Source organism: Halopseudomonas laoshanensis, from assembly GCF_008365385.1.
Classification (GTDB): Bacteria; Pseudomonadota; Gammaproteobacteria; order Pseudomonadales; family Pseudomonadaceae; genus Halopseudomonas; species Halopseudomonas laoshanensis.
In genome coordinates this window covers 1,117,485-1,143,192 of sequence record NZ_QOVF01000001.1, presented here as the reverse complement: position 1 = coordinate 1,143,192, position 25,708 = coordinate 1,117,485, and the positions used below count along the sequence as shown (strand labels likewise).

The window sequence follows — 25,708 nt, the reverse complement described above, 5'->3', positions numbered from 1 at the left end:
TTGGAGCGCCATAGATGAACATGCAAAACCGCGAGACCACGCTGCAACATACAGGCGTGAATGAAGCTGAAGTCAGCAAGCTATTCCGCAACACCTATAGCCTGTTGGCCCTGACGCTGGCGTTCAGCGCCGTTGTTGCGTTCATTTCCATGAGCTTGAACCTGCCCCACCCCGGCCTGATCATTACTCTGGTCGGCTTTTACGGCCTGTTGTTTGCTACGTCCAAAATGCGAAATTCCGGTTGGGGTCTGGTGTTGACCTTTGCTTTTACTGGTTTCCTCGGTTACACCACTGGTCCGATTCTGAATGCATACCTATCATTGCCGAATGGCGGCTCGCTGGTTGCCATGGCATTGGGTATGACGGCGATGGTGTTCTTCGGCCTGTCTGCTTACGCGATTCTGACCCGTAAGGACTTCAGCTTTCTGTCGGGCTTTATCATGGCCGGCTTTGTAGTGCTGCTGTGTGCTGTGGTCGCCAGCTTCTTCCTTGAGATCAGCGGGCTGTCTCTGGCGATTTCCGCAGGTTTCGTGCTGTTCTCCTCGGCCATCATCCTGTATCAGACCGGTGCGATCATCCACGGTGGTGAAGATAACTACATCATGGCAACGATCACGCTGTTCGTTTCCATCTACAACATCTTCCTCAGCCTGCTGCAGATTCTGGGCATCATGGGCGAAGATTGATAGCCAAAATGGCTGTAAAACGGGCCCGCTAATTGCGGGCCTTTTTCATGCGAGCACCCTTGATGAAATTTGCCATCACTCTTCTTGCAGGCCCTCAGGATCCAGCAGCGCGTAGCGCGTTGGAATTTGCCCGCGCGGTGATTGAGTCTGGGCATCAGATTACTCGGTTGTTTTTCTATCGAGACGCAGTACAGATAGCCTCCCACCTCGGTGTTCAGCCCCAGGATGAGCAGGACACTAGCCTGCAATGGCGCGAATTCATTGCCGCCGAGCGGCTTGATGCGGTGGTGTGCATTGCTGCGGCTCTGCGTCGCGGCGTGCTTAATGAGCCCGAAGCCGCACGTTGGAAGAGGCCAGCCGCCAATACGGGGGCGCCTTATGATCTGTCCGGACTCGGGCAATGGGTCGACGCCCTCCAGACGGCCGATCGAGCCATCACTTTTGGTACCTGAGATGAAAAGCCTGCTGGTTATCAGTCGTCACCCCCCTGCCCGTCTGGCCGCGCGCGAAGCATTGGATATGGTGCTCGCTGCTGCCGCCTTTGGTGTGCCGACCGCTCTGCTATTCATGGAGGACGGCGTACTGCAGTTGCTCAAGGGGCAGGATGCCTCTGCAGTCGGGCAGAAGTCGCTGGCAGCCAATTTGCAGGCTCTGGATCTCTACGGTGTCGAGGAGGTGCTGGTGTGCCAGCACTCGCTGACCGAACGCGGCATTCAAAGCAGGCAGTGTGCGCTTGATTGCCGCGCTGTAGACAGCGTGCAGATCGCCCATCTGCTAGCCCATTATGACCAGGTAGTGTCTTTGTGAATTGCCGCATTGAAACGCCACGTCAAGGTCAACGTCCTGGAGGCCGATAGAAACATATGCTGCATATTCTCAGGCATTCACCCCACTCAGATGGCCGTTTTGCGAGTTGCCTCCGTGTACTGGCTGGCGAAGATGGCGTGCTGCTGACCGAAGAGGCGGTTTACGCATTGCTGCGAGACTCGGCAACGGCCGCACAACTTAGCCTGGTGCCCGCTGCGGTGCAGTTTTATGTATTGGAGGCGGATGTCCTGGCTCGGGGCTTGCCATTGGATGACCTGCCCGCCCGGGTAGAGGTGATCGATTACCTGGGCATGGTTGCCATTTGCGCAAAATTTCCCAAGGTAGTCAGCTGGTGAGTACGATGATTCAGCTTGGAGAGCAGTGCATACCGCTGGATGACGAAGGCTTTCTAATTGATCGGGATGACTGGTCCGAGCCGCTCGCTGCCCTCCTGGCGCAACGCGAGGGTATCGCTTTTGGCCCGGAGCACCTTGAAGTCATACTGTTGCTTCGCCAGTTTTACCTGCAGTACCAGCTATCTCCGGCAATGCGCCCCTTGGTCAAATATCTGGCCCAACAGCTCGGGGCCGACAAAGGTAATAGCCTTTACCTGCTGCGCCTGTTTCCCGGTAGCCCAGCTAAACTGGCGAGCAAAATTGCCGGCCTGCCGAAGCCGGACAATTGCTTATAGTACTAGGCCTGCACTGCTTCGACCGTAGTCAGAATAACCAGTTGATCACCTGGCTTGAGCTTCAGCGGAATATTACGTGGTGGGTTGAGCTGCAAGCGACGCCCATCATCGTCGGGATCATGCCGGTAAACCCCCAAAGCGGTTTCGCCGTTCAACGCGGCAACGGCTTCCAGGTCAGCAAAGTTATTCACACTGTGCATAGGGTAATCGGCTTGTGACCGGTAGAGAATTTCTGGGCCGCCAGCAGTAAACAGATCTTCGATAACCAGGCTTAGCTCCCGGCGCTGGGCGATCTGCGCCATCAGGTGACTGAGAATCATCGGGCTGATAATGCACTCGCCGCGATTACGCACCACTAGCGCTTCGTTGGATGGGTCGCTTAGTTCAAGTAACAATTGTGGCCGCTTGCTTGCGCCCTTGAGCAACTCGTCTACCACCATATAACCGACCATTGCCCGCGCATCCGCCTCTTCACCGGACGCCAGCAGATCACTGGAGATCAGCAGTATGCTGTCCCAACCACGCTCCAGCACCGGTTTCAGCAAGCCCTCAAGCATGAAGTCACCCTGCATATGCTCGCATGTGACCTGCGCGGTTCTCTCGCTGTACCGGGCAATCGTCGCGCGCTGCAGCGCCGTATCCAGGGTAGACAGCACCTGAACCTGAAACCGTTGTGGGCTGTAGGAAGCAAGTTCGTCGATGAGTGCCGGCAGGCGGTTGTTCCAACCGAGAATCAGGACTTTCAGGTCCCGCCCCGCCGCAGCATTACGCGGTGGAAAAGTCCCCGCAGGCCGCTCCAAGAGGCGGAGTTTTTCAATGGTTTTCTGTACCGGGTCAGCATCTGCATATTGGCGCGCAAGCATGACCAGCTTGTCTCCAGGGCCAACGATCTCGCTGGAAGGTGCGTTAAGCATGGAACGCCATTGCTCGCCCTCCGGGCGCATGATGCCGCACACGATCGCCGCAGGACAGGTGGCAGCGACCTCGGCCAGGCTCGCGCCCTGGCAGCCATCGCTGGAGCGCACATAAAACTCGTTGCCGTCGTGAACCGACATTACCTCGGCAAAAAATTCCGGCAGTCCCGGATGAATAATCGATTGCGCCATCAGCCGGCTGACGATGGCATCACTGGCCAGAATCTCCATCGGCCCTTTATAGGCGCGGCGCATGATCTTCACCTTGCGCACATCTTCTATTTCCGCAACTACATATGGCGGGGGTTGTCGGGTCAGATGCGCATGCGCTTGCAGGGTAAGCAGCGCCTTGATGGTCTCCATATCCCCGGTAACCAGATCCGTGCCGCCTTGTGAGCGGCCCGGGATCATCACCACTGTCGCTTGCATGCAGGCAACGCGATGCAGCGCCTCAGGCTGCAGAGCGGTGCCTGAGCGCAAAATGATGTGTTTGCCGTGCCTACCAATACCCGGCTCATCGCGCATTTCCTGCATGCGCTTGGTGTTCACCTCATCGGCAAGAATCACCAGACGTACCCGTTTGGTTTCTCTGGCCAGCAGTAAGCGCTGGATACCGCCGGCAGTATCGAGAATCTCGCGGATCAACGGAATGGTTCGGTTGGTCCAGCCGAGGATGACCACGTGATTGCGGATGGTGACCGGCGTCAGGCCCTGTTCCAGGGTTGCCATGCTGCTGATCAGCCAGCGCGTCATGATGGCGACCAGCGTGCCCATGAACACCACATAACCCATGATCGTCAGTGCAGTGGAAACGATACGGCGCCAGGTGCCCTGATCATCACCCAGATAACCCGGGTCGGTCAGGCGCAAAAAGGCCCACCAGACTGAATCGGCCAAGGGCATATCCGCTGCGGCGGAAGGCCAGGCCAACCAGCCTCCGATCAACGAAATCAGCCCGATAAATATGGCCACCACCATCAACTGATAATGCGCACCTTTGACCAGTTGTCGCTCAAGAATGTAGCGCAGTCGGCCCACCAGGGTAAAAGGCAGCATGGAAGTTCTCTCTAAGGATCAGATGCTTACAAGCCTACCGAAAGCCTGTTAGATTGGCCATCTGATAACGCTTGGCAACGCACCGCTACGGACTTCGATGGACAACCTGCAAAATATAATCGGTTTGGTTATTGCCGTTCTTTACTGGCTGCTCACTGCAACAGTCACCATTCGCGTCGTCATCTTCCGTCGGCCGGTCAGCGGCACGCTAGCCTGGCTATTGGTGATCTACATACTGCCTCTGGTGGGCGCCATTCTTTATCTGTTGCTCGGTGAGTTGAGCATGGGCCGCAAACGCGCCGCACGCGCCCAGGCGATGATCGAACCTTATCTGGAAAACCTCAACAGCCGCTTCTGTAATGACGATATCCCGCTGCCCGGCGGACACCTTGCCTACGCGGTGCATCAGATTCTAGCTGCGCGCATGGGCTTGGGTACGCTGGGCTATTCGAACATGCAGGTACTGGCTTCGCCGGACACCATTTTCAGCAGTCTGATTAGCGATATCCAGAGTGCGACTGAAAGCATCCGCATCGAAACCTACATCTGGCATCTCGGCGGCAGAGCAGATGAAGTGGCTCGCCAGCTAATTGAAGCCAGCCAGCGTGGGGTTAAAGTCAGCCTGCTTATCGACCACGCCGGCAGCCGCCAGTTTTTCCGCTCCAAATGGCGTAACCAGATGATCAAAGCCGGGATCGAAGTGGTGCCTGCCATGCCGGTCAAGTTATTGCGCGCTCTGGTTCAGCGCATTGACCTGCGCATGCACCGCAAGGTGCTGATCATCGATGATCGGATCGCCTATACCGGCTCAATGAACATGGCCGACCCACTATTGTTCAAGCGGAAGTCAAAATCGGCGCCCTGGATTGACGTCATGCTGCGACTGGACGGCCAGGCGGCAACTGGATTGGCGAAGGTCTTTGCCTGGGATTGGGAAGTAGAAACCGGGCAGCGAAATCTGCCGGATTATTACCCCGCCCCTGACGCCTGCAATAGTTGGCTGTCGATCATTCCTTCCGGCCCAGGGGTGGGGGAAGACATGATCGGTCAGGCGGTCCTGTCGAGCATCTACCGAGCGAACCGCAGCATCGTTATCAGTACGCCCTACTTTGTGCCCTCAGAGGCCATTTTCGACGCTCTCTGCCAGGCCGCTCGGCGCGGTGTGGCGGTCACAGTCTTATTGCCCAAGCGCGTTGACTCACTGATGGTGCACTGGGCCAGCCGCTCGTATTTTGAGTTGCTGCTGGAAGCCGGGGCTGATATCAAACAGTTCGATGGCGGACTGCTGCATACCAAAGCCATGTTGATGGACGATGAATTGGCGTTGGTCGGCAGTCTCAATCTGGATATTCGCAGCCTGCAGCTCAATTTCGAACTGACAGTCGCACTGTTCGGTAGAGAAAGCTGTGCCGGGATCAAGTCATTACTGGAATCCTACGCGGCCGCTAGCCAGTCGGTCGAGCGAACAGTGTGGCAGCAACGCGGCAGACCTGCGCGCATGCTGGAGCGCTTGATGTTTTTTATGAGTCCTTTGCTCTGAAATGAAAATAATTCTCACCCGCACCTTGCTGCCAGCAAAACGCGGTGCTAGCCTCTAGTTGAGATTGATTCTTGTTTATTTCAGTGAGGCCCGCTCATGCGCGTATATATGCTGCCCATTACTATCACTGCCACCCTTATGTCGGCCCACATGGCGATCGCGGACCGTGCACAGCAAGCACCGGCCCGTCCTGCTGTGCAGACTCAGGCCGATGCCGCCGCCAGCGGTAAAGAGCACAAAACGCCGCCTCGCTGAGGGCGTTATAACTGGTCTTCGATGGGCAACCAATCAAGCATCCAGGACATGAAACGGCGGATTCGTCCCGCCTCTGGTTCTGAGGTCCAGGTCTGATCCTTGGTGTGCCATTCAAGTCTGTCGCCTTCACCCAGGCGCAGCTCGAACGCGTAGTCATCCTCAGTCCAGCGTTGGAACAGATCAGCCAGCTTCTCGGACAACTCCTTCTGATACACCATCACCCCAGCTTCCGTATTCAGCTCAATGGAGCGCGGATCGATATTGATAGAGCCAATAAAGAGCTTGTAGCGATCAAACACAAAACTCTTTGCGTGCAAGCTCGCCACAGACTCACTGATAAAAGTGTTGGGTCGCGTCTGCTTGGCCGCCATGGGTTGCAATTCCCACAATTTGACGCCGCCTTTGAGCAACGGTACTCGATAGGGGGCGTAACTGCTGTGCACGGCCAGAACATCCGTGGTCGCCAATGAATTGGTCAGCACAGACACATCAGCTCCCTGCGCCACTACGCCGGTCAGCGCCTCAACGCCCCGTTGACCGGGAATGAAGTAAGCGGACTTCATCAGCACTTCGGAATGCACATCCAGCAGGTGGTTTCCCAGAATACGGGCCAGATAGGGATCTTCGCTGTTCGGGGAGTGTGCATCAGCCTTGGACGGCGGATCCGCCAGCCAGTCGGAGTGGCCCCAGTACAGTTTCAGGCGCCCTTCAATCAGCGACTTGCTGAACGAGGAGTCCTCCATCGCTTGAATGTAGGGTTTCTGTGCCTGGCGCTCGCGATGTGAAGCCAAGCCCTTGCGCATACGGTTCAAGGTTCCCTGTTTGGCATTTTCGTAGACCACGCTGGCAGGAATCGACAGCGGGCTATTCCAGAAAGCGTCAAAGCTTTCGGAGGCCTCCTGACTGATCGGGCCGATCCCCAGCAGATCTATGTCCTGAAAATCCCGCTCGCTAAGCGTGTAATATTCATCGCCGATGTTACGGCCACCAGTGATCATCGCCAGATTATCGGCGACCATCAGCTTGTTATGCATACGGTTGTTGATACGGCCAAATTCAACGATTTTGCTCGGCAACTTGAACCACTTGTTGCGCATACTCACCGGATTGAACAGCCGCAGTTCAATATTGGTATGCCTGTCGAGCGTCGCCACAGCCTTGTCTGACATGCTGTTGCCAATGTCATCCAGCAGGATGCGCACACGTACGCCCCGGTCTGCCGCTGCGAGTATCCGCTCGGCGATCAACCCACCAGTAACGTCACCACTGTAAATGTAATACTGCAGATCAAGGGTGGTCTCGGTCATGTCGATCAGTTGCAAGCGCGCAGACAACGCATCTACGCCACGATCAAGCATGTAGAACCCGGATTTTTTCAGATCATCTACCGGTTGTTGACGCATATAGGTGCTCAGCAACCCCTGGGCCGGCACATCTATCGCATAACTCGGGGAGACATCGTGCTCCGGCAGTGGGGTGGCGCAAGCGGTCAAACCAATAAACAGTGCAGAAATACTACCAACCAGAAGGTATTTTTTTAGGCGCATGGCGCTCTCGTTATCGTCTGAAAGGGGCTGGCAGTCATACTACCAGCCGCATACCCAAACCACTATTCAGTGACGACTAACTGATACTCGGTGCGTTGCCCCCCGCGGGTGTGGATCACAACGTAGCCCTGTTGCGACGGGGTGAAGCCTTGGGTCAGCGCGGCGCTGAACAGGGCTCGCCAGGTACTTTCCGCATCAGCCCGCTCCGGATCATAGTCAACACTCAAGACACGTTGCAGCGGTTTTTGTTCCAGAACGTAGTTGGCAACATTCGCAGCACCTACCGCAGTAACCGGAAAACTGACCAGCATCGGCAGACTGTTTTCGGTAATAGCGCCCAGGTCGGCAAAGGCTAGGGTCAGCGGGCCGACGATCTTCATTTTCCCGCGGCGCACTGCAGACATGCCCACCTGCCGGGCAATGCCGCCCATATCTTCGCGCAAACGTTCCGGTGTCAACTGCATGTTGCGCCCGAACAGGTGCATGGGCTGCCGTTCGATCAGCCGTATGCGGTAGTCCACGCCAGTGTCACGCAGGATCAGCGTATCGCCCGCACGTATGTCGACCACGGCCTGTTGTGACGGCGGCGGCGGTGTATACACATTGGCGCAAAGCGGCGCTTTTAAACGAGCGCGCTCGGCATCAGACAATTGCTGATTGCCATCAAGTGCCGCGCACACCTGCTGATGGTATCCGTCCCAGGCCTGCGCGGCAGCGCCGGCACTGACCAGCAAATCGATCAACGCAGCATCGGCGTTACTTGCAGCAATCAGCAAAGCTGTACGTCTGCCCTGCTCTGCTTCCTGACGATCAGGCCCGCCGACTCCGGCGAACTCAACTCGCCGGGTTTGCGCGTGCACATTGGCGCCCGCTTCGATCAAACGGCGAGCACCCGGCAACAGGTTCAACTCGGCAGCCGTCATCAATGGGGTTTTGCCCCACTGGTTCGCCGCATTCGGATCGAAGCCTTGCTGTAAAAGCAGTTCCAGACTGTCGGGATTGCCTACTGCCACCATCAGTGCCGGGCTCTGGTCCGGTCCTACGCCCCGCTCCTCGCCGAAGGTGTCGGTTTCATAGGCAATGAAGTCGCGAATCACGTTGGCGGGTGCATTATTCAGCACCACGCTGTACAAGGTGGCGAAGTTCCGCCCCTGTTCGAGCGCCCCGGCCGCAGGTGCTATGGCGTACCGTGGCTGATAGGGCTCCTGCGGCGTCAGAGGCAAACCTGGCACGGTCGCGGGTGGCGCAAGGTTTTCCATGCTCCTGGCCAGAGTTTCATGGAACAACAGATTTGCCGCAGCTTCACTCTCGGCAGCATTCAGACCTTGCGCAGCAAACATCTGGACCAGTTCCTGATGCGCTGGGCGCAACATGGGCATGACTTTGCGATACAGGGTTTTGGCGCCCAGATTACGCTCGGACCAGTTGAAAAACGCATCCAGAGCCTGGTCGTTGCGATGATAGATTGCGGCTTCACGATGGTAGCGAGTCAATGCATCAGCGCCCAGCAGTGGCAAATTCAATAGAGTCCACTGGCGTTCCTTCCAGCTCTGAAAATTGTCGCGCCGTTCATGTTGCGCATAGCCTGGCAATGGGTCGCCGGCCACCCTGTTCAGTTCCTTTTCCAATGCGGCATAGGCTGGCATGCCGGCCAGGGTATTGGTGCGCGGGGGGGTGAGGTAAGTCTGGAACAGGCACAGTGGCTGCACTCCCTGCCCCGAGATTTGATAAACCCCGCTGAATGCCGACTCGCCCCGGGCTGCAGGTGAATAGAAACCCCAGGTTTCGTTGGCCAACAACAGGGTCCTGCCATCACGCTGAAACACGTCGATGGAGCCGTAGTCACCGGTCTGAGATGATGATGCATAGGCTCTGCCACCGTAGTTGGATTGCTCGGCGACCCAACGCGGCAAGGTATGGTCGTCCATCACCGGCTGACCATTAATCAGCACGCCGCGGGCACGGGTCTGATAACCGGCGTAGGGGCCGGCGTTGTGCAAATCCACGCGAATTTCTCGCCCGTCAACCACTGCCGTGGTGCTCTCGCCATTACTGCCTGCGAGCAGTTTTACCCCAGGTAGCCGCGATGGGTCCGGCAGCCCATGGCGCTGGAGATCCTGATTCAACTGCTCGGTCAGCGCTGAGCACAGCGCGGGTTCACGGCTATCGGCCAAGCGGTACTCGACATAGCTGGCATAGGCGTGGGCGACCTGACGACTATCGGCAGTCATCGCCGGGGCAGACCAACTGCTCAGCTGTTGCCGGCGCTGGCGATACATCTGCTCCAGGCACATGATGGCGGCTGGGTCCGCTTCCACCTTGGTACCGCTTTGCGCAGTCAAACCGCAATGTGCGGCTCTACTGAGCATCCATTGACGCTGGTTGGCCTCCAACAACAACCCGCCAGCGGTATCCAGCTGGTTCGCAGCGCGTTGGTACTGGTCTGTCAGCTGTTTATCCAGGGACGACAGCTCGTCACTGGCACAGATCTGCCGGTGTACCGCTGGCAGCGCACCGCCGCATTCAAAGCTGGCACGCGTTTCAGCGCGCGCCTCAGCCAGTCGTGGTGTGGTGTCGTGATAGGCAACCGGGCCGGAAACCGGTGCGGCACAACCGGCAACCAGTAACGCCAGCGCGGCTGGCACGGCCTGTTTAGCGCGAGAAGGAAGACGCATCAGATGCTCCTGATTAATTGTCATTATTTGATGAAAATCGCCGTGCCATAAATGGTGTACTGAGCTGTTCCCCCGCCGGGCGGTGGCGGGAAAGGACCGGCCTGGCGGATCGCTTGATCGGCGGCCGCATCCAGCAGCTCATCACCGCAGCGATTGATCTGGTAAGAAAGCATCCGCCCGTTGGCATCCACAGTGATTTCATAGGGGATATAGCACTGACGCTTGAAGTCATTCGGATCACCCTTGTAGCCCGGCGGCGGCTTGTACACTGCTCCCTCTGGCCGCTTCAGCTGCGCTATAACCCGGTTTTTTACCGTGTCGGCGTATCCGGGCGGGGCCGTTCGGCCGCGCGTGGGCGCATCCGCAGGTGGCGCAGGTGGTGCGGCGAACTGGGTATTAGCGCCAAAAGCATGCACTGGCGGGCCCGCAGGTTTCGCAGCTGGTTTTGCCACCACAGGTTCCGGCCGACGCGGTGGCTCGGGCTCGGCAACCGGGGGTGGTTCGGGCTCGGGTTCGGGCTCGGGTTCCGGCTCTGGTTCAGGTTCAGGTTCAGGTTCGGGTTCCGGCTCTGGCTCTGGCTCTGGCGGTGGGGGAATACTGACCATATCCACCGCAACCACCACGGCTTCTTCAGGCATCGGCTGAGCCAGGCGGCCACTCAACAGCCAAGCAAGCAGCGCAGCGTGAAATACAACCGAAAGCAGGATAACCAGCAGCCTTCCAGACCACTTGAGGCCTGTCGTCGGGGCGCTCATCAGGGCTCCAACTCTTCCGAGGCAACCAGGCTAATGCGCGTGTAACCGGCCTTCTGCAACGTGTTCATGACCCGCATCAAGGTGCCGTAGTCCACCGCCTGGTCACCGCGCAGGAATAATCGGGTTTCAAGGTCACCCGAGGTGATACCCAGTATCTGTGATTGCAATTGGTTGAGGGCTATTTCCTGCTCCTGAACAAACAGCAAGCCGTCGGCCTGCACGCTCACATACACTGGATCCGTTGGCGGAGGGCTTGGCGTTGCCGCATTACTGGGTAGATCCACCGGCACATCTACTGTTGCCAGTGGCGCTGCCACCATGAAGATGATCAACAACACCAGCATCACGTCGACGAACGGGGTGATGTTCATTTCCGCGTTCTGCTGATAGTTATGTCGCTTGACCATGGGGCCTGAATTGAACTGGATGCCCATGGCTATTTCACCTCATCAAGCTTGCGCGACACGTCGGCAATCATCTCCGCCGAAAAGTTGTCCAGCCCACCGACGAAGCCGTTAATGTCTCGCGCGAACTTGTTGAAGATCATCACCGCCGGGATGGCGGCAAACAAGCCCAACGCGGTTGCCAACAAGGCTTCAGCGATGCCCGGTGCGACGATGGCCAGACTGGCCGACTTCATCGTGGCAATGCTGGCAAAGCTGTTGAGAATGCCCCACACGGTACCGAACAGGCCGATGAAAGGTGCGGTTGCACCAATGGTCGCCAGCACCCCCATCATGCTGCCCAGGCGTGCCAGGTCACGCTCCTGCACAATACTGGCAGTCAGCGACATGCGTTGTAGTAGTCGATTTATTTGATCTGCATCGGCGCTACGGTTACGCCCGAAGTGCGTGACTTCCGCCTGTGCCACCTGCCACATTCGGCCCATCGCGCTGTGCTCAGCCTGCTCATGCAGTAGCGTCAGATCGTTGTTGCGAAAACCCGCCAGAAAACGCTGATTGGCACGCCGCGCTTTGGCAAATACCACCAGCTTTTCAAATAGCACCGCCCAGGTTAAAAGCGAACACAGGACCAGGAAGATCATTACCGCTTTGACCACTACGTCCGCCTGCGTGAACATCTCGCGCACGCCAAAACGCTCAGGCACCGGCATTGGCGCTACAGCGGTTTCCGGGGCGTTCAAATCGCTGTTTTGGGTTGGGGTATTTATGGGCGTGGCTGACTCCTCTTCAACCTGGGCAAGCACCGCGCTGGCGGTCAGTCCCGTCACCCCGATTAACAGCACCAGCATCAGCATGCGCAACCGCGATTGCCAGCGTGTCGAATGAAAGCCTAATGTTCGCGTATCCATATAAACCCCGATTATTGATTATTGGTTGTTGTTAGGAGTGTTAGTCGGTGAGGCCTCAGCGCCGCCCAGCGAATCAATCGCCAGAATGGCATGCAGGGTTGCCACATAGCCGGAGAAAGCTTCACGCCCCCGTGCACTGAGGCACACACGTGTACGTGGCTTTTTCCCGGCGAAATCTTTCTTGATGCTGACGTAATGAGCGGCTTCCAGGGTGGCGAGGTGCGCACCCAGATTGCCATCTGTGGTATCGACTATGGCGCGTAGCGCGACGAACTCCAGCCACTGATTTGGCGCCAACGTGTTGAGCGCGGCCATGATCTTCAGCCGTACCGGCTGGTGGATGATTTCATTGGGGGTTTGCATGTCAGCGCGGCCTCAACCAGAGGCCAAACAGCACAAAGCTGCCACCGTAGGCAAAAGCCATCCACCACCAAAAGTAGGCGACGAAAAAGGCATAGCCGATCAGGCAGAGAGTGGCGACCAGTACCCCGATCAGAAAATACCGCGGCCGCAGGTGAACGCCGCGGAAAACATACAGTGTGCAGACCAGCAGTGGCCCGACTAGCGTTGCTTGCTGCGCTGCCACCGGCCACATGATGATATTGATCAGAATATGGAATAGCAGAATGGTGCCGATCACCACCAGGTAGCGCCAGACGATGCCAGGCAACAAAGGCGCAGCCCGGGCCGCAAGCACGGTGCCGCCAGCCAGGCCAAGTACAATCAGGGGAATCCAGATAAACAACAAGAAATGCGGGAAAAGAGCGGTGAGAACGAAACCGATGACATGCACGCTGCCCCACAGAATCAACTGGTTGGATTCTGCCTGGTAGTCCTGAAAACCAGCAGCACGCGCATTGATAGCCGCGATGTCGCGCAAAGCCTGAGCGGCTTCTTCAGCGGAGGGTGGCATTGGTCATCTCTTGTTATTATTAAATGCAATTTGTTATAAGCAAAGTACTCTATGCAACAGAGTGAATAAAGACAATAGGCTCGCGTGTTTTTTTCTGCGGGCCAGACATGCCGCACGAGTCAGGCAGATGAGCCGCCAACCCCGCGGATACTTTTCAGCCAATAATCCCGTACTCGCCACCGCGCTCCAGTGCTCTCTTGTAGGCAGGCCGATCATGCACGCGCTCAAGAAAGCTCATCAAATGTGGCCATTGTTTATCCAGCCCCCCGCGCGCGGCGGCGGCCTCCAACGGAAAACTCATCTGCACATCGGCAGCGCTGAATTCAGCCCCGGCAAACCAGCCTGTGGCAGCTAGTTCATTGTTCATGTAATTCAGATGTTGAAGGATCTGCGGTTCAACAAATTTGCCTTTGACCTGCCGAGCAATGCCCCTGGCAAAGGGTTTGGCAAAAAACGGCATCGGCGCCGTTTCAACGCGATTGAACACCAGCTTGAGCAGAAGCGGCAGCATCGCGGAGCCCTCGGCATAATGTAGCCAGTAGGTGTAACGCAGACGTTCGGGTGTGCCGCGTGCGGGTGCAAGATGCCCTTGGCCGTACGTCTCGACCAGGTACTCGATAATCGCGCCAGATTCTGCCACCGTCAGATCACCATCAGTAATTACCGGTGACTTTCCCAACGGATGTACCGCCTTGAGTTCCGGCGGTGCCAGCATCGTCTCTGGGTCACGCTCATAGCGCCGTACTTCATATTCCAGCCCCAGCTCCTCAAGCAGCCAGAGGATACGCTGTGAGCGTGAATTATTCAGGTGGTGGACAACAATCATGGTATTCCCAGCCTCATTGCAGATGGAAGATTGCCACTATGCCATATAGCAGTGCCATAGTCGGCACCGGGAGGCCGCCGGTGGCGGGCCCGGTGCCGTTTGGCGCTATTAGCCGCGCGTAGCTCGCCACATGGCCTTTTCAGTACGTTGATAGAGATCTACCAACTCCGGCTTGCCCAGCACTGATACCAATTCGGCTTGAGGCATCCACTGATTGACCTTGAGTAGACGCCCCTCCTGCAGTACGCCGCCCTTGATAACCGAGATAGCGACTATTTGGCCCTTGGACAAAAACTGCTGCTCAGCATAGACCCAATAGTGATCGCACCAGATGATCGTCGTCTGAATCTCGAAGCGTTGAAACAGCCACAACGGCCCTTTTACACTTAAAGACAGGCATTTGCCGAACGGAGCATAACGGCTGGTGAGAATCTGCCGGAAGATGCCCCAATCCATCAGCATCGACGCCCAGCCAAGATCGCCAAACGCGAAAAACCGCTCGATATTGACCTTTTTTATATCCACATCCACCGGCCACACTCTTAACTTTAACCGGCTGATATGGGACATGGGCTGTTTGGACCTGAACAGACTCGTCAGCATTAACAGCAACAAACGGAATCGCAATTTCATAGCATTCACCTCTCATTATGTTCAAAGACATTTCTCCGGCACCCCGAATGGCGGGGGCCGTGAGACACTATGTATTTGTCGTTGAGAGCGAATGCGTATGAGTGGTCCTGCAGAACAACCCAAACGAGCTATTCCCGGCTGGATAAAAGTCGTATTTCTGGTTTTGTTGATCGCCGGCATGGCGCTGGTGGTGTGGCAGCAATTGCCGCGCTCGGGTATTTCTACCGATTTGTCGGTGATCGGCGGCGAGCGCCCGGTGCTGGTTCTGACCCGTGACGTTAATCTGCTCAATGGTGCCGAGGTGTTGGAGCTGATGCGCCAGGTAGAGCCGCAATATCAGGACGCGATCCTTTTCAGGATCGCTCATCAGGGTCAGCCGGTCGGACGAGCCTTCGCCCGTCAGCACGGGACACAGGACGGCGACCTGACCCTGCTCGATCAGAATGCTGAGGTAATCGGGCGAATGGTGCAGCCACGCAATGCCGCGGAGCTCGCACAACTGTTGCCTGAACCGCCCACGCGCTGATGGCGGCCATCCAATGAAGTGCATGCTGACCATTGGCAACTATCGACCAATAGCTAATCCCCTCCTACCGCATTTTTGATGTATACGTTTGGCCATTCCGAAAAAATCCGATAACAATAAATAAGGACTGGCCAAGTGAACATCACAAGGAAATATTGTCTGTTCGGCATGCTGTTTTGCGCTCTGTTGAACAGCCAGACGGCGGGTGCCGCAGACCCTATTTTGCTGGGACTCAACGCGCCACGCTCGGGCGAGTATGAGCAAGAAGGTCTGATGCAGGTGCGCGGCGCGCTGATGGCGGTGGATGAGATCAATCAGGCTGGTGGTGTGCTGCGGCGCCCCTTGGCGATACTTGAACGCGACACCGCCTCCAAGCCAGCGCGAGCAGTAAGCAACGTCAACGAGTTGGCTGCAGAAGGCGCTCAGATGCTGTTTGGTGGCGCCTCCAGCGCGGTAGCGGTTGCGGCCGGGAAGCGCGCACGCGACCTCGGACTGCTATATTTCGGCACCCTCACCTACTCCAACGACACCACCGGCAAAGACGCTCATCGCTACATGTTTCGCGAGAGCTATAACGCCTGGATGGCGTCGCGGGTATTGGGGCAGCAGTTGAATGAACAGATGCCGGATACCCGCTACTTCTACGTCACGGCAGACTACACCTGGGGCCACACGACCGAGCAATCGATGCGCCACTTCACCGGTACCGATGACCTCAGCGAACATGGCCGCACACTGATCCCTTTCCCAGGGTCAATGCAGAAAGATCTGCGTGTGGCCATGCAGGCGGCGCTCGATGCCAAGCCGGAGGTCCTGGTATTGGTGCTGTTCGGTGATCAGATGGTCAAGGGTATGCGCATGGCTCACCAGATGGGTTTGACCAAAACCACCCAGATAGTCGTGCCTAACCTGACATTGAGTATGGTCGAGCAGGCTGGCCCGGCATTGATGGAAGGTGTACTGGGCGCATCTGCCTGGACCTGGAATGTGCCCTACGTATACAACCATGCGCGCGGGCAGGCTTTCGTGGAGCGGTTTGTGGAGCTTTACCAGACCTACCCCTCTACCTCAGCCGCCTCGGCGTACAGCATTGTCTATCAATGGGCCGATGCGGTCGCGCGGACGGGCAGCCTGGATACCGAAAGATTGATCACCGCGCTGGAGGGGCATGAATACCAATTGCTCAAAGACGCACAGAGTTGGCGCGCCTTTGATCACCAGAACGTGCAAACCGTGTACGCGGTAAGAATAAAGCCGCGCTCCAAGGTGATGCTCGACCCGCTCCGGCAGGATTACTTCGAGCTATTGGCGGCGATGCCCGGCGAACAGGCAGCGATGAGCAAAGAACAATGGATTGCCGAACGGCGAGCCCATAACCAACCTGAGCAATTGCGCTGAATCAGAGTACCGTCTCGACCGCTGCAAGCCGCAGGCCACGCTCCCAACTGAGGATGCGGTTGCGGCCCTGCTGTTTGGCCGCATAAAGCGCTTGATCAGCGCGGTCAGCCAGGTCGTATAGATTTTCCCGCTCATCCAGGGTGGCTTCAGCCAGGCCGATGGAAACAGTCGCCCGGAAATCACCGCGGCTGCTCTGGATAGCCACCTTCTCCCACTCGGCGCGAATGCGTTCGGCCAGCGTCCTCGCCTGCTCCTGGCTGGTATCGGGAAGCAGCACAACGAACTCCTCGCCGCCAAACCGGCAGATCAGGTCCGGCACCCGGGTATGGTCTACCAGGTGCTTGGCGAATTTAACCAACACTCCATCACCGGCCTTGTGCCCGTGATCGTCGTTGATGGCTTTAAAGTGATCCAGATCCATCAGCAATAAAGACACCGGTCGCCCGTTGCGCTGCCCTGCCACCAACATCCTGATCGCCGACTCTTCGAAAGCGCGACGGTTGAACAGTCCGGTTAACGGATCTATCGCCGCCTGCAGCCGCAAAGCATCCTGAAGGCTGCGGGTAGTCAGCACTATGCACAGCAAGGTAAAGCCGTAAACAAAAGCTATCCCCTCCATATAGTTCAGCGACTCGATCTCGGCTGCGGCTTGAAAGCTGCCGGCACCGGTATAGGCGGTATCCAGCAAGTACAGGAAAAAGCGCCTCAGGTAGATCAACCCATGTACCGACCACAACAGCGTCCAGAGCCAGAATAACGAACGTTGAAAGCCCGCCAGCAGCCGCAACTCCCGTATCGTCAGAATACTGAGCCCGACCACGATGGCGCTGTGCAGCATAGTGCTGTAGCGAAACGAATCGCGCAGCAGGAAGAACGCCAGACCCTGGACTAACAGGATGGCCAACATGACTTTGCTGAAACCCCAGAACTCATTGCCGCCACGGTAGAGACGGCTACCCCACCAGAGCACAAAATAAGCTTGGGTGATAACGGCTGCGCTGATCCACAGAGGCAATGGCGGGCTGGCCACCTGCAATACCAGGCCGGCGACAAACACAGCCAAACCCAACGTCCAATAGCGGATCGCTCTGACCTGACGATTAAGTGCCGCCGCCACCGCCAACCCTGCCACCGACAGAGCCGTGGTGAAAGCAAGCACCAGCATCAGGGTTTTTACGTCCAGCATTCCTTTTCACTCGACTCCGGATTTTCCATGTGCTCAGGATAGAGTAAAGCGGAATTACTGGCCAGCCGGCTTGACCCTGAACCACAAGGCATAGAGCGCTGGAAGAAACAAAAGTGTGATCAATGTCCCAACCAACGTACCGCCGATCAACACGTAAGCCATGGGCCCCCAGAAGGCGTCATGAGCGAGTGGTACGAAGGCCAGAGCCGCTGCCAGGGCGGTCAACAATACCGGGCGCGTGCGCTGGACCGTAGCTTCTACCAAGGCATCGAACTTATTCATGCCACTGGCCAGGTTATCGTCGATCTGCATGGTGAGAATCAGCGTATTGCGCATCAGGATGCCCGCCAGCCCGGTCAATCCAAGCAGAGCAACAAAGCCGAACGGCTGATTTCCGATGATCAACGCCAACGTGGCTCCAATGACGCCCAAAGGCGCGGTCGCCAGCACCATGAAAGTGCCCGAGAAGCTGCGCATCTGCAGCATGATGATGATCATCATCAAGCCAATCATGATGGGCTGCACCTTTTTGATCGAAGCCTGGCCTTTGGCGGACTGCTCAACAGAGCCACCGACCTCCAAGTGGTAGCCTGCCGGCAGCTGCTGCCGCAGCTCGTCCAACTGCTCCCACAGCGCCCAAGTCACGTCCGGTGGTTGCGCACCGCGCACATCGCCCTGAACGGTGATAAAGGGCTCGCGGTTGTAGCGTTTCAGCACCGGGTCCTCGCTGACCATCTCGATCAGGCCGGCCTGCTGCAGTGTAATATTGCGACCGTCAGCGGTACGCAGGGGCAAATCAGCAAAGTCCTTGATGCCCTCTGGCACACCGCGCATGACCAGTTGCACGCTACGTACGTCTTCGCGCAATACGGTGGCGGGCATGCCGCCCCATTGAAACTGCAATTGCCGGGACAGCTCACGGGGTGTCAAACCAATCGAGCGCAGGCGTTCGTTATCCAGCTTCAGGCGTGCGACAGGCACCCGCTCCGACCAGTCCAGATTCGCGTTGAACACCGCCGGGTGCTCGGCCATGATCTGCCGCACCTGGTCTGCCAAGCCTCTGAGCACGTCGGTATCTGGGCCCATGACGCGAAAGCTGACCGGCCAGACCACCGGCGGACCAAACACCAGCTGGTGCACCCGCACGCGCGCTTCTGGGAACTCGCCAGCAGCTACCCTTTCGCGCATGATACGGATCAGTTGATCGCGGCCTGCATCGTCACGGGCAATCGCCACCAGCTTGGCAAACCCGGGGTTGGGTTGCTCGGGGTTCAGCGAAAGGAAAAACCGCGGCGCGCCGGCGCCGACATAGGTGGACAATGACACCACCTCCTCATGCCCCTTGAGGGCCGCTTCCAGGCGGCGAGCCACGTCATCAGTCGCGCTGATGCTACTGCCTTCAGGCATGAACACCTCGATCAGCACTTCAGGCCGGTCCGAAGAGGGGAAAAACTGTTTCTGCACCACAGCGCCCATGCCAACGATCGCGAGAGCGAACAGGCCCACCGTCGCCAGCACCACGCTCTTGCGATAGCGCACGCAGCTTGCGATAAGCCGGCGGAAGCGCTGATAGCCGCGCGTATTGTAAGTCTGTGCATGGTCGGTGTGCGGCGATTTCACTTCTTTCAGCAGCGCCACACCGAGCCAGGGCGTAAACACCACAGCCACGAACCAGGAGGCCAGCAGCGCGAAGGCCAGGACCCAGAAAATATTGCCGGTATATTCCCCGACGCCGGATTTGGCAAAGCCGATGGGGACAAAACCGATCACCGTCACCAGGGTGCCTGAGAGCATCGGCGCCGCCGTCACTGTCCAGGCGTGCGCGGCAGCCCGGACCTTGTCCCAGCCCTCCTCCATCTTGACCAGCATCATCTCGATGGCAATGATCGCATCGTCTACCAACAGGCCCAGCGCAATGATCAGCGCCCCCAGGGTGATGCGGTCCAGGTTCATCCCGCGCATGAGCATCAACAAAAAGGTAATGCCCAGCGTCAGCGGCACTGCGATGCCGACGATCAGTCCAGGCCGCAGCCCAAGACTGACAAAGCTCACCAGCATGACCACCAACACCGCGATCAGAAACTTGATCTGGAACAGCTCAACGGCGCGGGTGATGGCTTCGCGCTGGTTGGTGACCTGGCGCAGCTCCATCCCCAGCGGCATCGAGTCGGCCAGTTGATGATAGGTGTCAGACAGATGTTCACCCACATCCAGGCCATTCTCACCCTTGCGCAGGACCACACCGAGCAGCAGCGCATCCTCACCGAAGGCTCGAACCATATAGCTTGGCGGATCCTCGTAACCGCGCACCACTTCGGCTACATCGCCCAAGCGGATCAAGCGATCGTCGACGCGCAAGGGCACGTCACGGATGGCATCCAGATCAGCGAGATCGGCATCGATGCGCCAGTACAAACGGCTACCCTGGGTTTCGATCAGGCCGGCGGGCAACAGCCGGTTGTAGGCTTCCAGCGCATCGGCGATCTGTTCCAGCGACAAGCCCAACTGCGCCATGCGATAGGCGTCCAGATCGACGAATACCCGCTCTGACTGCTCACCGATGATTCTGACCTTTTGCACGCCCTCAACGCGGTTGAAACTATTGCGCAGGGCTTCGGCTTCGCGCACCAGTTGGCGCTGCGGCATACCCGGCGCGGTCAGCGAGTACAGGGAAAAATACACATCGGAAAAGTCATCATTGACGAACGGGCCCTGAACGCCCGGCGGCAGTCGCGGCGCTTCGTCCTGCATACGTTTGCGCACTTCGTAGAACAGCTGCGGCAACTCCCCGGAAGGCGTGAAATCCTCGAAGGTCACCTGCATGGTCACCAGGCCCGGACGGGCGGTGGTTTCTATCTTGTCGAAATAAGCCACCTCCATGATGCGCTTTTCCAACGGGTCAGCGACCTGTTGCTGCATCTGTTCGGCACTGGCGCCAGGCCAGTTGACCGATACCACCATGGCGCGTACGGAGAACTGCGGATCCTCGGCCCGGCCCAGCGCAAAGAATGAGTAAATCCCCGCCAGCGCCACAATCAACAGGAAAAACAGGGTGACCGATTTCTCCCTGACCGCATGCGCCGAGAGATTGAAGCGCAATGGGTCGTGGCTCATGGCAGGACCTCAACCGCTTGCCCGGCCTCCAGAAGGTGGGCGCCGAGCGCAATAATATGGGTCCCGGCAGGCATCTCACTGTGGATGTACGCTTGCTCGGTGTCCATGCGCACCAGTTTCACCGGGTGGAACTGCACCTGGCCGTTGTCCACCACCCATACCCCCATGCCTTGCCCCAGATCGATCAACGCGCCGACCGGAATCCGTTGCAACGCTTGTCCATTCAGCTCCTGGACCAACTCAAGGGTCACGCTGCTGCCCAGCGACCAGGCTTCGGGGTCGTCCTCAATCGCGAAGCGGGCCCGCCAGCTGCGCGTCAACGGGTCTGCAGAGCCGGATATCTCGCGCAAGCTGGCGTCAGCCTGAACATCTTCGGCGTACAACTGCACCCGTGCGGTCTGCGGCAACTCATCCCGACGGCGCTCGGGTATGTAGACTTCAACATCGCGTGGGCCGTCATAAGCCAGCGTGGCCACCGGCGTACCCGCGGACACCACCTGCCCTACTTCGCCGCTGACGGTCAGTAGTATGCCGCTGGCGGGGGCCTTGAGTTCCACATAGCCACTCGCGCTGCGCGCCTGGGCAAGCTGGGCCTGGGCAGCCTTGACACTCTCGCTGGCGGCACTGGCTGCGGCGCGGGCATCTTCATAGGTCTGCTCGGGAATCAGGTCGCGGGCGCGCAGCGTATCCAGGCGCTTGCGATTGGCTTCGGCGTTGTTGGCCTTCACTCGCGCGGATTCCACGTCCGCCTGAGCGGCGGAAAGCTGCTGACGGATGTCTGCCGGGTCCAGGCGCAACAGTACGTCCCCCGCCTCTACGTGCTCGCCGGTATGCACCAGACGTTCGTTTATCTGGCCGGCCAGGCGGAACCCCAATTCGGCTTCGTTGCGTGGCTGTACCGTGCCGCTGAGCGTCCAGGTATGTTGCTCTGCCGATTGAATAACGGCCGTTCGCACCTTCAGCGCCGAACTCTGGGCTGATTTTGCGTTCTCAGGCTCAGCTCCGCAGCCAGCCAGGATAAATAACGCCAGGGTCGCAAGGGATAAAACCCGCATGGCCTGTTAACCTTTATCAAAGTGTGTATTCGAATATCTCGTGCCCGCATATTTACAGAACGCGTCCGTTCAGTAAATACTCAGCGGGCAAAATATCTGCGTGGTGAATACACACAGATCAATCAGATGCCGCACGTAGCTAGCCAACACAGGTAACCAAGATGGACGAAAGACCGCTGGCCGCTGCCGGCCCCGGCAGACCCGTTGACCCCGATAAGCTCGATCGCATTCTGGATGCAGTGCTCGACAGCTTCGCCGAGGGCGATATGCACTTCACCATCGAAGGGGTTGCCCGGCGGGCTGACGTATCCAAAGGCACTATTTACCGCCACTTCGACAATGCCGAAGCCCTGCTGCAAGCGGTCTTGACGCGCCTGCATAGAAACATGCTGGGTAATTTGCCGGAAATAGAGGAATGTGCCGGTGGCCTGCGCGAGCAGTTGATCATTCTGGGCACACAACTGCTGGACTTTCTCACCAGCGAACAGGGTGTGCGCATCATGCGCACCGTGATCGCGCATGGCGCGCGGCAGGCCGAGCACGGGCAGTGGATCTATCGCGATGGCCCGCAGGCCTTTGTCATTCGTGCAGCGAACTGCCTGAGTGCCGCGCATGAACGCGGCCGTATAGAACTGAAAGATCCGCTACTCACTGCCGAACAACTGATTGGTATGTGGAAAGGTAGCCTGGTGAGCGGTTTGTGGATGAATGGCCGGCCACTGCCCGACGCCGCTGAAAAGCGTTATCGAGTGGAATCGGCAGTGGATTTGCTGCTGCGCGGTCTCAACTGGTCGGGTTAAAAACCCGCCTCAGCCAACTTGCCAGCGATCAGCTCCAGCGTTTCAACGCCTTGCACGTCGGTCTCCAGCCAGGGTAAGCGCGGGCGGGGCAAATGCCCCAGTTCCTGATCGATACGCTCCAGCCAGCTAGCCTCCTGCTCTCGCCGCCGGCGCAAGAACTCACCATCGGCCTCCTCCGGTATAACCCGGTTTACCAGGGTCGCAACCACCGGTATGCCGACTGATTTGAGCGTCGCGACCGCGCGTACGGTTTCCAGAATCGGTAACCGTTCCGGCGTCAAAACGAACAGAAAGCCACTGACCTTGGGGTCCTCAAGATGCCGGCGCGCCTGCATGAACAGCCGCCGACGTTTAAGCAGGGTCTGGGCAATATCCTTGGTGCGCTCATCCAGATCGCTCAAGGTATTCTCGGCCGGGTCGTCAAAGGGCGTAGCGACGTCGCGGCCGCTCTTCGGGGTCAGGTGCTTGAGCACCTTGGCCAGTTCTTCGGACTTGCGGTTGTGCGTCAGCAGTCCATCGGTCCAGGCGGCCATGGCTTCCGGCAAGGTCAATAGCCGCAGCGTATGCCCGGTGGGTGCGGTATCGAAGATGATCTGATCATAGGGGCTGTCAGGGTCGTTGATCAGCCGCGCGATACGCTCCAGCAACGCCGCCTCCTGAGTGCCCGGAGACTGCCGCGTCAACTGCATCTGCCGCTGCAGCTCCTTCATCATCTCCGGCGCTGCGAACCGGCGCATCTGCTCGGTGACTCGCTTCAGATGGGCCTCTACCTCGATGTCCGGATCAATCTCCATCGCATCCAGGTTAGGTAACAGGCGCCTTGGGGTATCGTCCAGCTCACGGGCAAACACATCACCCAGACTGTGCGCCGGATCGGTCGACACCACCAGGCAGCGTTGCCCACGGCTGGCAGCCAACACCGCCAGCGCCGCTGAAACCGTGGTTTTGCCCACGCCACCTTTTCCGCCTACCCAGATCAGGCGGCGTTGCAACAGATCAAACATGATTGGCCTTGAGATTCAGCAGCAGCGGCAATGGTCGAGCGGCGAACGCTCCATGCCCATGCGCAGGTGCCATTGGTGGAAGCGCTCCAGCAACAACGGCTGGAGCTCGAGAGTGTAATAGGCGGCCGGATTCGGCAGCCCCATCATTTCAGCGAAAACCAACAGCATGAACAGGTCATCCTCGTCACGCCGCGCGCGGGCGATGGCGCCGCGGTAGCGGGCGCTGTACGCCTCTTCCAGAAAGAAGCGAGCCTGGCTGAGCCAGGCTCCTTTTCCTGACGGGGGGTTACCCTGCGTCATGCTTTAGTCCTCCGCAGCCACCTGCGCGCGGTGCCGCTTGAGCGCAGCGGCGCACTCCATGGCTACCGATATAGCGGCTACCAGCACTACCAGGTCCAGCCCCAGGAGGAACCAGTTCTGCTGCTCGTAGAAGGTGCGCAGTTGGAAAATCAACGCGGTTACCGTCATCACCAACAGGAAGCACAGTGGCGCCAGGGTGTACCACATGGGCCGGCGCAAATGCACCAGCATCACAGTGATCACCAACAGCGTCAGGCCCGCGAGCAACTGGTTGGTAGTACCAAACAGTGGCCAGATGATCATGCCGCCCGAGCCATCAGCGCCACCGGCGCCAAACGCCAGCAGCAGGCAACTACCGACCGCAAGCAGGGTGGCCGGCAGCGGCTTTTTCATCCACTCCTGATTATAGATCTCGCCCCACTCCTGGAATATGTAGCGCTGCAGACGCAGGCCGGTATCCATGGTGGTGCCGGCGAACAACGCAGCCATGACCGTCAACAGGGTCGCTGCGGTTACCTGGGGCAGCCCCAGACCGTTATGGATTATATACGCGCCACCTTCAACGAAGGCAGTTACGCCGCCCTGACCGAACGCGCTGTACATGGCCTGCCAGTCCGCCAGACTGGCAAAACCGGCGGTAGCTACCAGAATGGCTGCCAGGGCCAAGCCACCCTCACCGATTGCGCCGAAGAAGCCGACAAAGCGAATATCGGTTTCACGGTTCAACTGCTTGGAGGTGGTACCGGACGCAACCAGACCGTGGAAGCCGGAAATGGCACCGCAGGCGATGGTAACGAACAGCAAGGGCACAAGGGATGGTGTACCTGCCGGCACATCGACGTTGAACATCGGCGCGATCATTGTCGGATTCAGCACCACGATGGCACCGTACAGGATCAGCAAACCGATAAAGAGCTGCAGGCCGTTGATGTAGTCACGGGGTTGCAACAGCATCCATACCGGCAATACCGAGGCGATCGCCGCATAGAGGAACAACAACAGAATCCAGGCTGCATTGCCCGAAACACCAGGCATGACTTCTGCTGGCATCTGAATCGGCATCGACGGACCCATGAAGATCAGCGCATACAGCGCGATCACGCCCAGAATCGACACCACCGGCAAGGTCATGATGCGACGATAGATCAGTTGACCAATGATCAGTGCGACGAAGATCGCGCCCCAGACCGGCACTACCGCGGTCGGGAAGGTCATCATCAGGCGTGCGATCACCACCGCAAACACAGCGTTGACCATCAACAGCACCAGGAAGATAACGATCATGAAGATGCTACGGGCACGCTTGCCGACAACATCACCGGTCAGCGAGCCGACCGACTTGGCACGGTTGCGCACGCTGGCCCAGATGGCGCCGGCGTCATGGATACCGGCAAAGAACATGGTGCCCAGCACTACCCAGGCAAACGCCGGAGCCCAGCCCCAGATCACCGCAATAGCCGGCCCAACGATGGGCGCAGCGCCCGCGACGGAGGTAAAATGGTGGCCCCAGAGAACAAATTTGTTGGTGGGTACAAAGTCCACACCATCTTCAAATTCGTGGGCGGGTGTACGGAAGTCCGGGTCAAGCTTGAAGATCTTTTCGGCAATGAATTTGGAGTAGACAAAATACCCCAACGCCATCATGCCAAGACCTACGAAGAGCAAGATTACGGCACTCATGTAAGGCTCCTGATGTTCTATTTTTGTTTAATGGG

At 58.1% G+C, this 25,708-nt stretch carries 25 protein-coding genes; 9 read left to right on the top strand and 16 right to left on the bottom strand.

Annotated elements, in window-relative coordinates; all coding sequences use genetic code 11:
• The first annotated feature begins 20 nt into the window (after window positions 1–20).
• From DT594_RS05245 to DT594_RS05225, 5 genes are all read left to right on the top strand, one after another.
• A complete protein-coding gene (locus DT594_RS05245; RefSeq protein WP_149331961.1) occupies window positions 21–686 on the top strand; it encodes a Bax inhibitor-1/YccA family protein in 666 nt (221 codons plus the stop codon).
• 62 nt (window positions 687–748) lie between these two features.
• Entirely contained in the window at window positions 749–1,138 is a 390-nt protein-coding gene (tusD, locus tag DT594_RS05240) for a sulfurtransferase complex subunit TusD (RefSeq protein ID WP_149331666.1), read from the top strand.
• 1 nt (window position 1,139) lies between these two features.
• Window positions 1,140–1,493 carry a sulfurtransferase complex subunit TusC gene (tusC, locus tag DT594_RS05235; RefSeq protein WP_149331665.1) on the top strand — a complete coding sequence of 118 codons (354 nt, stop codon included), beginning with the start codon at window positions 1,140–1,142 and terminating at the stop codon, window positions 1,491–1,493.
• A gap of 56 nt (window positions 1,494–1,549) precedes the next feature.
• Window positions 1,550–1,849 (top strand): sulfurtransferase complex subunit TusB, encoded by a 300-nt coding sequence (gene tusB / locus DT594_RS05230; RefSeq protein ID WP_149331664.1) that lies wholly within the window; start codon window positions 1,550–1,552, stop codon window positions 1,847–1,849.
• A gap of 5 nt (window positions 1,850–1,854) precedes the next feature.
• Window positions 1,855–2,184, top strand: a complete 330-nt coding sequence (locus tag DT594_RS05225) for a TusE/DsrC/DsvC family sulfur relay protein (RefSeq protein WP_149331960.1) — start codon at window positions 1,855–1,857, stop codon at window positions 2,182–2,184.
• A gap of 2 nt (window positions 2,185–2,186) precedes the next feature.
• On the opposite strand, the gene DT594_RS05220 is transcribed toward DT594_RS05225, so the two are convergent.
• On the bottom strand, window positions 2,187–4,154 hold the full coding sequence (locus tag DT594_RS05220) for a CASTOR/POLLUX-related putative ion channel (protein WP_149331663.1): 1,968 nt from the start codon (window positions 4,152–4,154) through the stop codon (window positions 2,187–2,189).
• A gap of 97 nt (window positions 4,155–4,251) precedes the next feature.
• On the opposite strand from DT594_RS05220, the gene cls reads away from it, so the two are divergent.
• On the top strand, window positions 4,252–5,694 hold the full coding sequence (gene cls / locus DT594_RS05215; protein WP_149331662.1) for a cardiolipin synthase: 1,443 nt from the start codon (window positions 4,252–4,254) through the stop codon (window positions 5,692–5,694).
• Window positions 5,695–5,954: 260 nt separating this feature from the next.
• On the opposite strand, the gene DT594_RS05210 is transcribed toward cls, so the two are convergent.
• The 9 genes from DT594_RS05210 to DT594_RS05165 form a co-directional block, all read right to left on the bottom strand.
• Window positions 5,955–7,496: a phospholipase D family protein gene (locus DT594_RS05210; RefSeq protein WP_149331661.1), complete on the bottom strand. Its 1,542-nt coding sequence runs from the start codon at window positions 7,494–7,496 to the stop codon at window positions 5,955–5,957.
• Window positions 7,497–7,558: 62 nt separating this feature from the next.
• The gene (locus tag DT594_RS05205) at window positions 7,559–10,171 is read right to left on the bottom strand and encodes an ankyrin repeat domain-containing protein (RefSeq protein WP_178091425.1); all 2,613 of its coding nucleotides are present in this window, start codon (window positions 10,169–10,171) and stop codon (window positions 7,559–7,561) included.
• A gap of 23 nt (window positions 10,172–10,194) precedes the next feature.
• Window positions 10,195–10,926 (bottom strand): TonB family protein, encoded by a 732-nt coding sequence (locus DT594_RS18940; protein ID WP_178091423.1) that lies wholly within the window; start codon window positions 10,924–10,926, stop codon window positions 10,195–10,197.
• The gene (gene exbD / locus DT594_RS05190) at window positions 10,926–11,360 is read right to left on the bottom strand and encodes a TonB system transport protein ExbD (RefSeq protein ID WP_425460510.1); all 435 of its coding nucleotides are present in this window, start codon (window positions 11,358–11,360) and stop codon (window positions 10,926–10,928) included. Before exbD ends, DT594_RS18940 begins: the two co-directional genes overlap by 1 nt.
• A 2-nt stretch (window positions 11,361–11,362) precedes the next feature.
• Entirely contained in the window at window positions 11,363–12,238 is an 876-nt protein-coding gene (locus DT594_RS05185) for a MotA/TolQ/ExbB proton channel family protein (RefSeq protein WP_149331658.1), read from the bottom strand.
• An 18-nt stretch (window positions 12,239–12,256) separates the two neighbouring features.
• Window positions 12,257–12,601 (bottom strand): winged helix-turn-helix domain-containing protein, encoded by a 345-nt coding sequence (locus DT594_RS05180; protein ID WP_149331657.1) that lies wholly within the window; start codon window positions 12,599–12,601, stop codon window positions 12,257–12,259.
• 1 nt (window position 12,602) lies between these two features.
• A complete protein-coding gene (locus DT594_RS05175; protein WP_149331656.1) occupies window positions 12,603–13,151 on the bottom strand; it encodes a hypothetical protein in 549 nt (182 codons plus the stop codon).
• Window positions 13,152–13,305: 154 nt separating this feature from the next.
• A complete protein-coding gene (locus DT594_RS05170) occupies window positions 13,306–13,977 on the bottom strand; it encodes a glutathione S-transferase (RefSeq protein WP_149331655.1) in 672 nt (223 codons plus the stop codon).
• A 108-nt stretch (window positions 13,978–14,085) separates the two neighbouring features.
• Window positions 14,086–14,610 carry a thioesterase family protein gene (locus DT594_RS05165; protein ID WP_149331654.1) on the bottom strand — a complete coding sequence of 175 codons (525 nt, stop codon included), beginning with the start codon at window positions 14,608–14,610 and terminating at the stop codon, window positions 14,086–14,088.
• Window positions 14,611–14,701: 91 nt separating this feature from the next.
• Between DT594_RS05165 and DT594_RS05160 the strand changes: the two genes are divergently transcribed.
• Together DT594_RS05160 and DT594_RS05155 are read left to right on the top strand one after the other, a co-directional pair.
• Window positions 14,702–15,136 (top strand): hypothetical protein, encoded by a 435-nt coding sequence (locus DT594_RS05160; RefSeq protein WP_149331653.1) that lies wholly within the window; start codon window positions 14,702–14,704, stop codon window positions 15,134–15,136.
• A gap of 168 nt (window positions 15,137–15,304) precedes the next feature.
• Window positions 15,305–16,534, top strand: coding sequence for an ABC transporter substrate-binding protein (locus DT594_RS05155; RefSeq protein WP_149331958.1), 1,230 nt, complete (start codon window positions 15,305–15,307; stop codon window positions 16,532–16,534).
• Window position 16,535: 1 nt separating this feature from the next.
• On the opposite strand, the gene DT594_RS05150 is transcribed toward DT594_RS05155, so the two are convergent.
• The 3 genes from DT594_RS05150 to DT594_RS05140 are packed head-to-tail and all read right to left on the bottom strand — an operon-like array spanning window position 16,536 to window position 21,889.
• Window positions 16,536–17,720: a GGDEF domain-containing protein gene (locus tag DT594_RS05150; RefSeq protein WP_149331652.1), complete on the bottom strand. Its 1,185-nt coding sequence runs from the start codon at window positions 17,718–17,720 to the stop codon at window positions 16,536–16,538.
• A gap of 54 nt (window positions 17,721–17,774) precedes the next feature.
• A complete protein-coding gene (locus tag DT594_RS05145) occupies window positions 17,775–20,834 on the bottom strand; it encodes an efflux RND transporter permease subunit (RefSeq protein ID WP_149331651.1) in 3,060 nt (1,019 codons plus the stop codon).
• Window positions 20,831–21,889, bottom strand: coding sequence for an efflux RND transporter periplasmic adaptor subunit (locus tag DT594_RS05140; protein ID WP_149331650.1), 1,059 nt, complete (start codon window positions 21,887–21,889; stop codon window positions 20,831–20,833). The genes DT594_RS05145 and DT594_RS05140 overlap by 4 nt, the downstream gene beginning before the upstream one ends.
• Before the next feature lie 161 nt (window positions 21,890–22,050).
• Between DT594_RS05140 and DT594_RS05135 the strand changes: the two genes are divergently transcribed.
• Entirely contained in the window at window positions 22,051–22,689 is a 639-nt protein-coding gene (locus tag DT594_RS05135) for a TetR/AcrR family transcriptional regulator (protein ID WP_149331649.1), read from the top strand.
• On the opposite strand, the gene DT594_RS05130 is transcribed toward DT594_RS05135, so the two are convergent.
• Genes DT594_RS05130 through DT594_RS05120 form a run of 3 tightly spaced genes read right to left on the bottom strand, consistent with a single transcriptional unit; the run spans window position 22,686 to window position 25,673 of the window.
• Window positions 22,686–23,693 carry an ArsA family ATPase gene (locus DT594_RS05130; RefSeq protein ID WP_096347719.1) on the bottom strand — a complete coding sequence of 336 codons (1,008 nt, stop codon included), beginning with the start codon at window positions 23,691–23,693 and terminating at the stop codon, window positions 22,686–22,688. The two genes, DT594_RS05135 and DT594_RS05130, sit on opposite strands and share 4 nt — an antisense overlap.
• Before the next feature lie 15 nt (window positions 23,694–23,708).
• Window positions 23,709–23,993, bottom strand: a complete 285-nt coding sequence (locus tag DT594_RS05125; RefSeq protein ID WP_096347720.1) for a cory-CC-star protein — start codon at window positions 23,991–23,993, stop codon at window positions 23,709–23,711.
• A 3-nt stretch (window positions 23,994–23,996) separates the two neighbouring features.
• Window positions 23,997–25,673 (bottom strand): carbon starvation CstA family protein, encoded by a 1,677-nt coding sequence (locus DT594_RS05120; protein ID WP_149331648.1) that lies wholly within the window; start codon window positions 25,671–25,673, stop codon window positions 23,997–23,999.
• Between the last annotated feature and the right edge of the window lie 35 nt (window positions 25,674–25,708).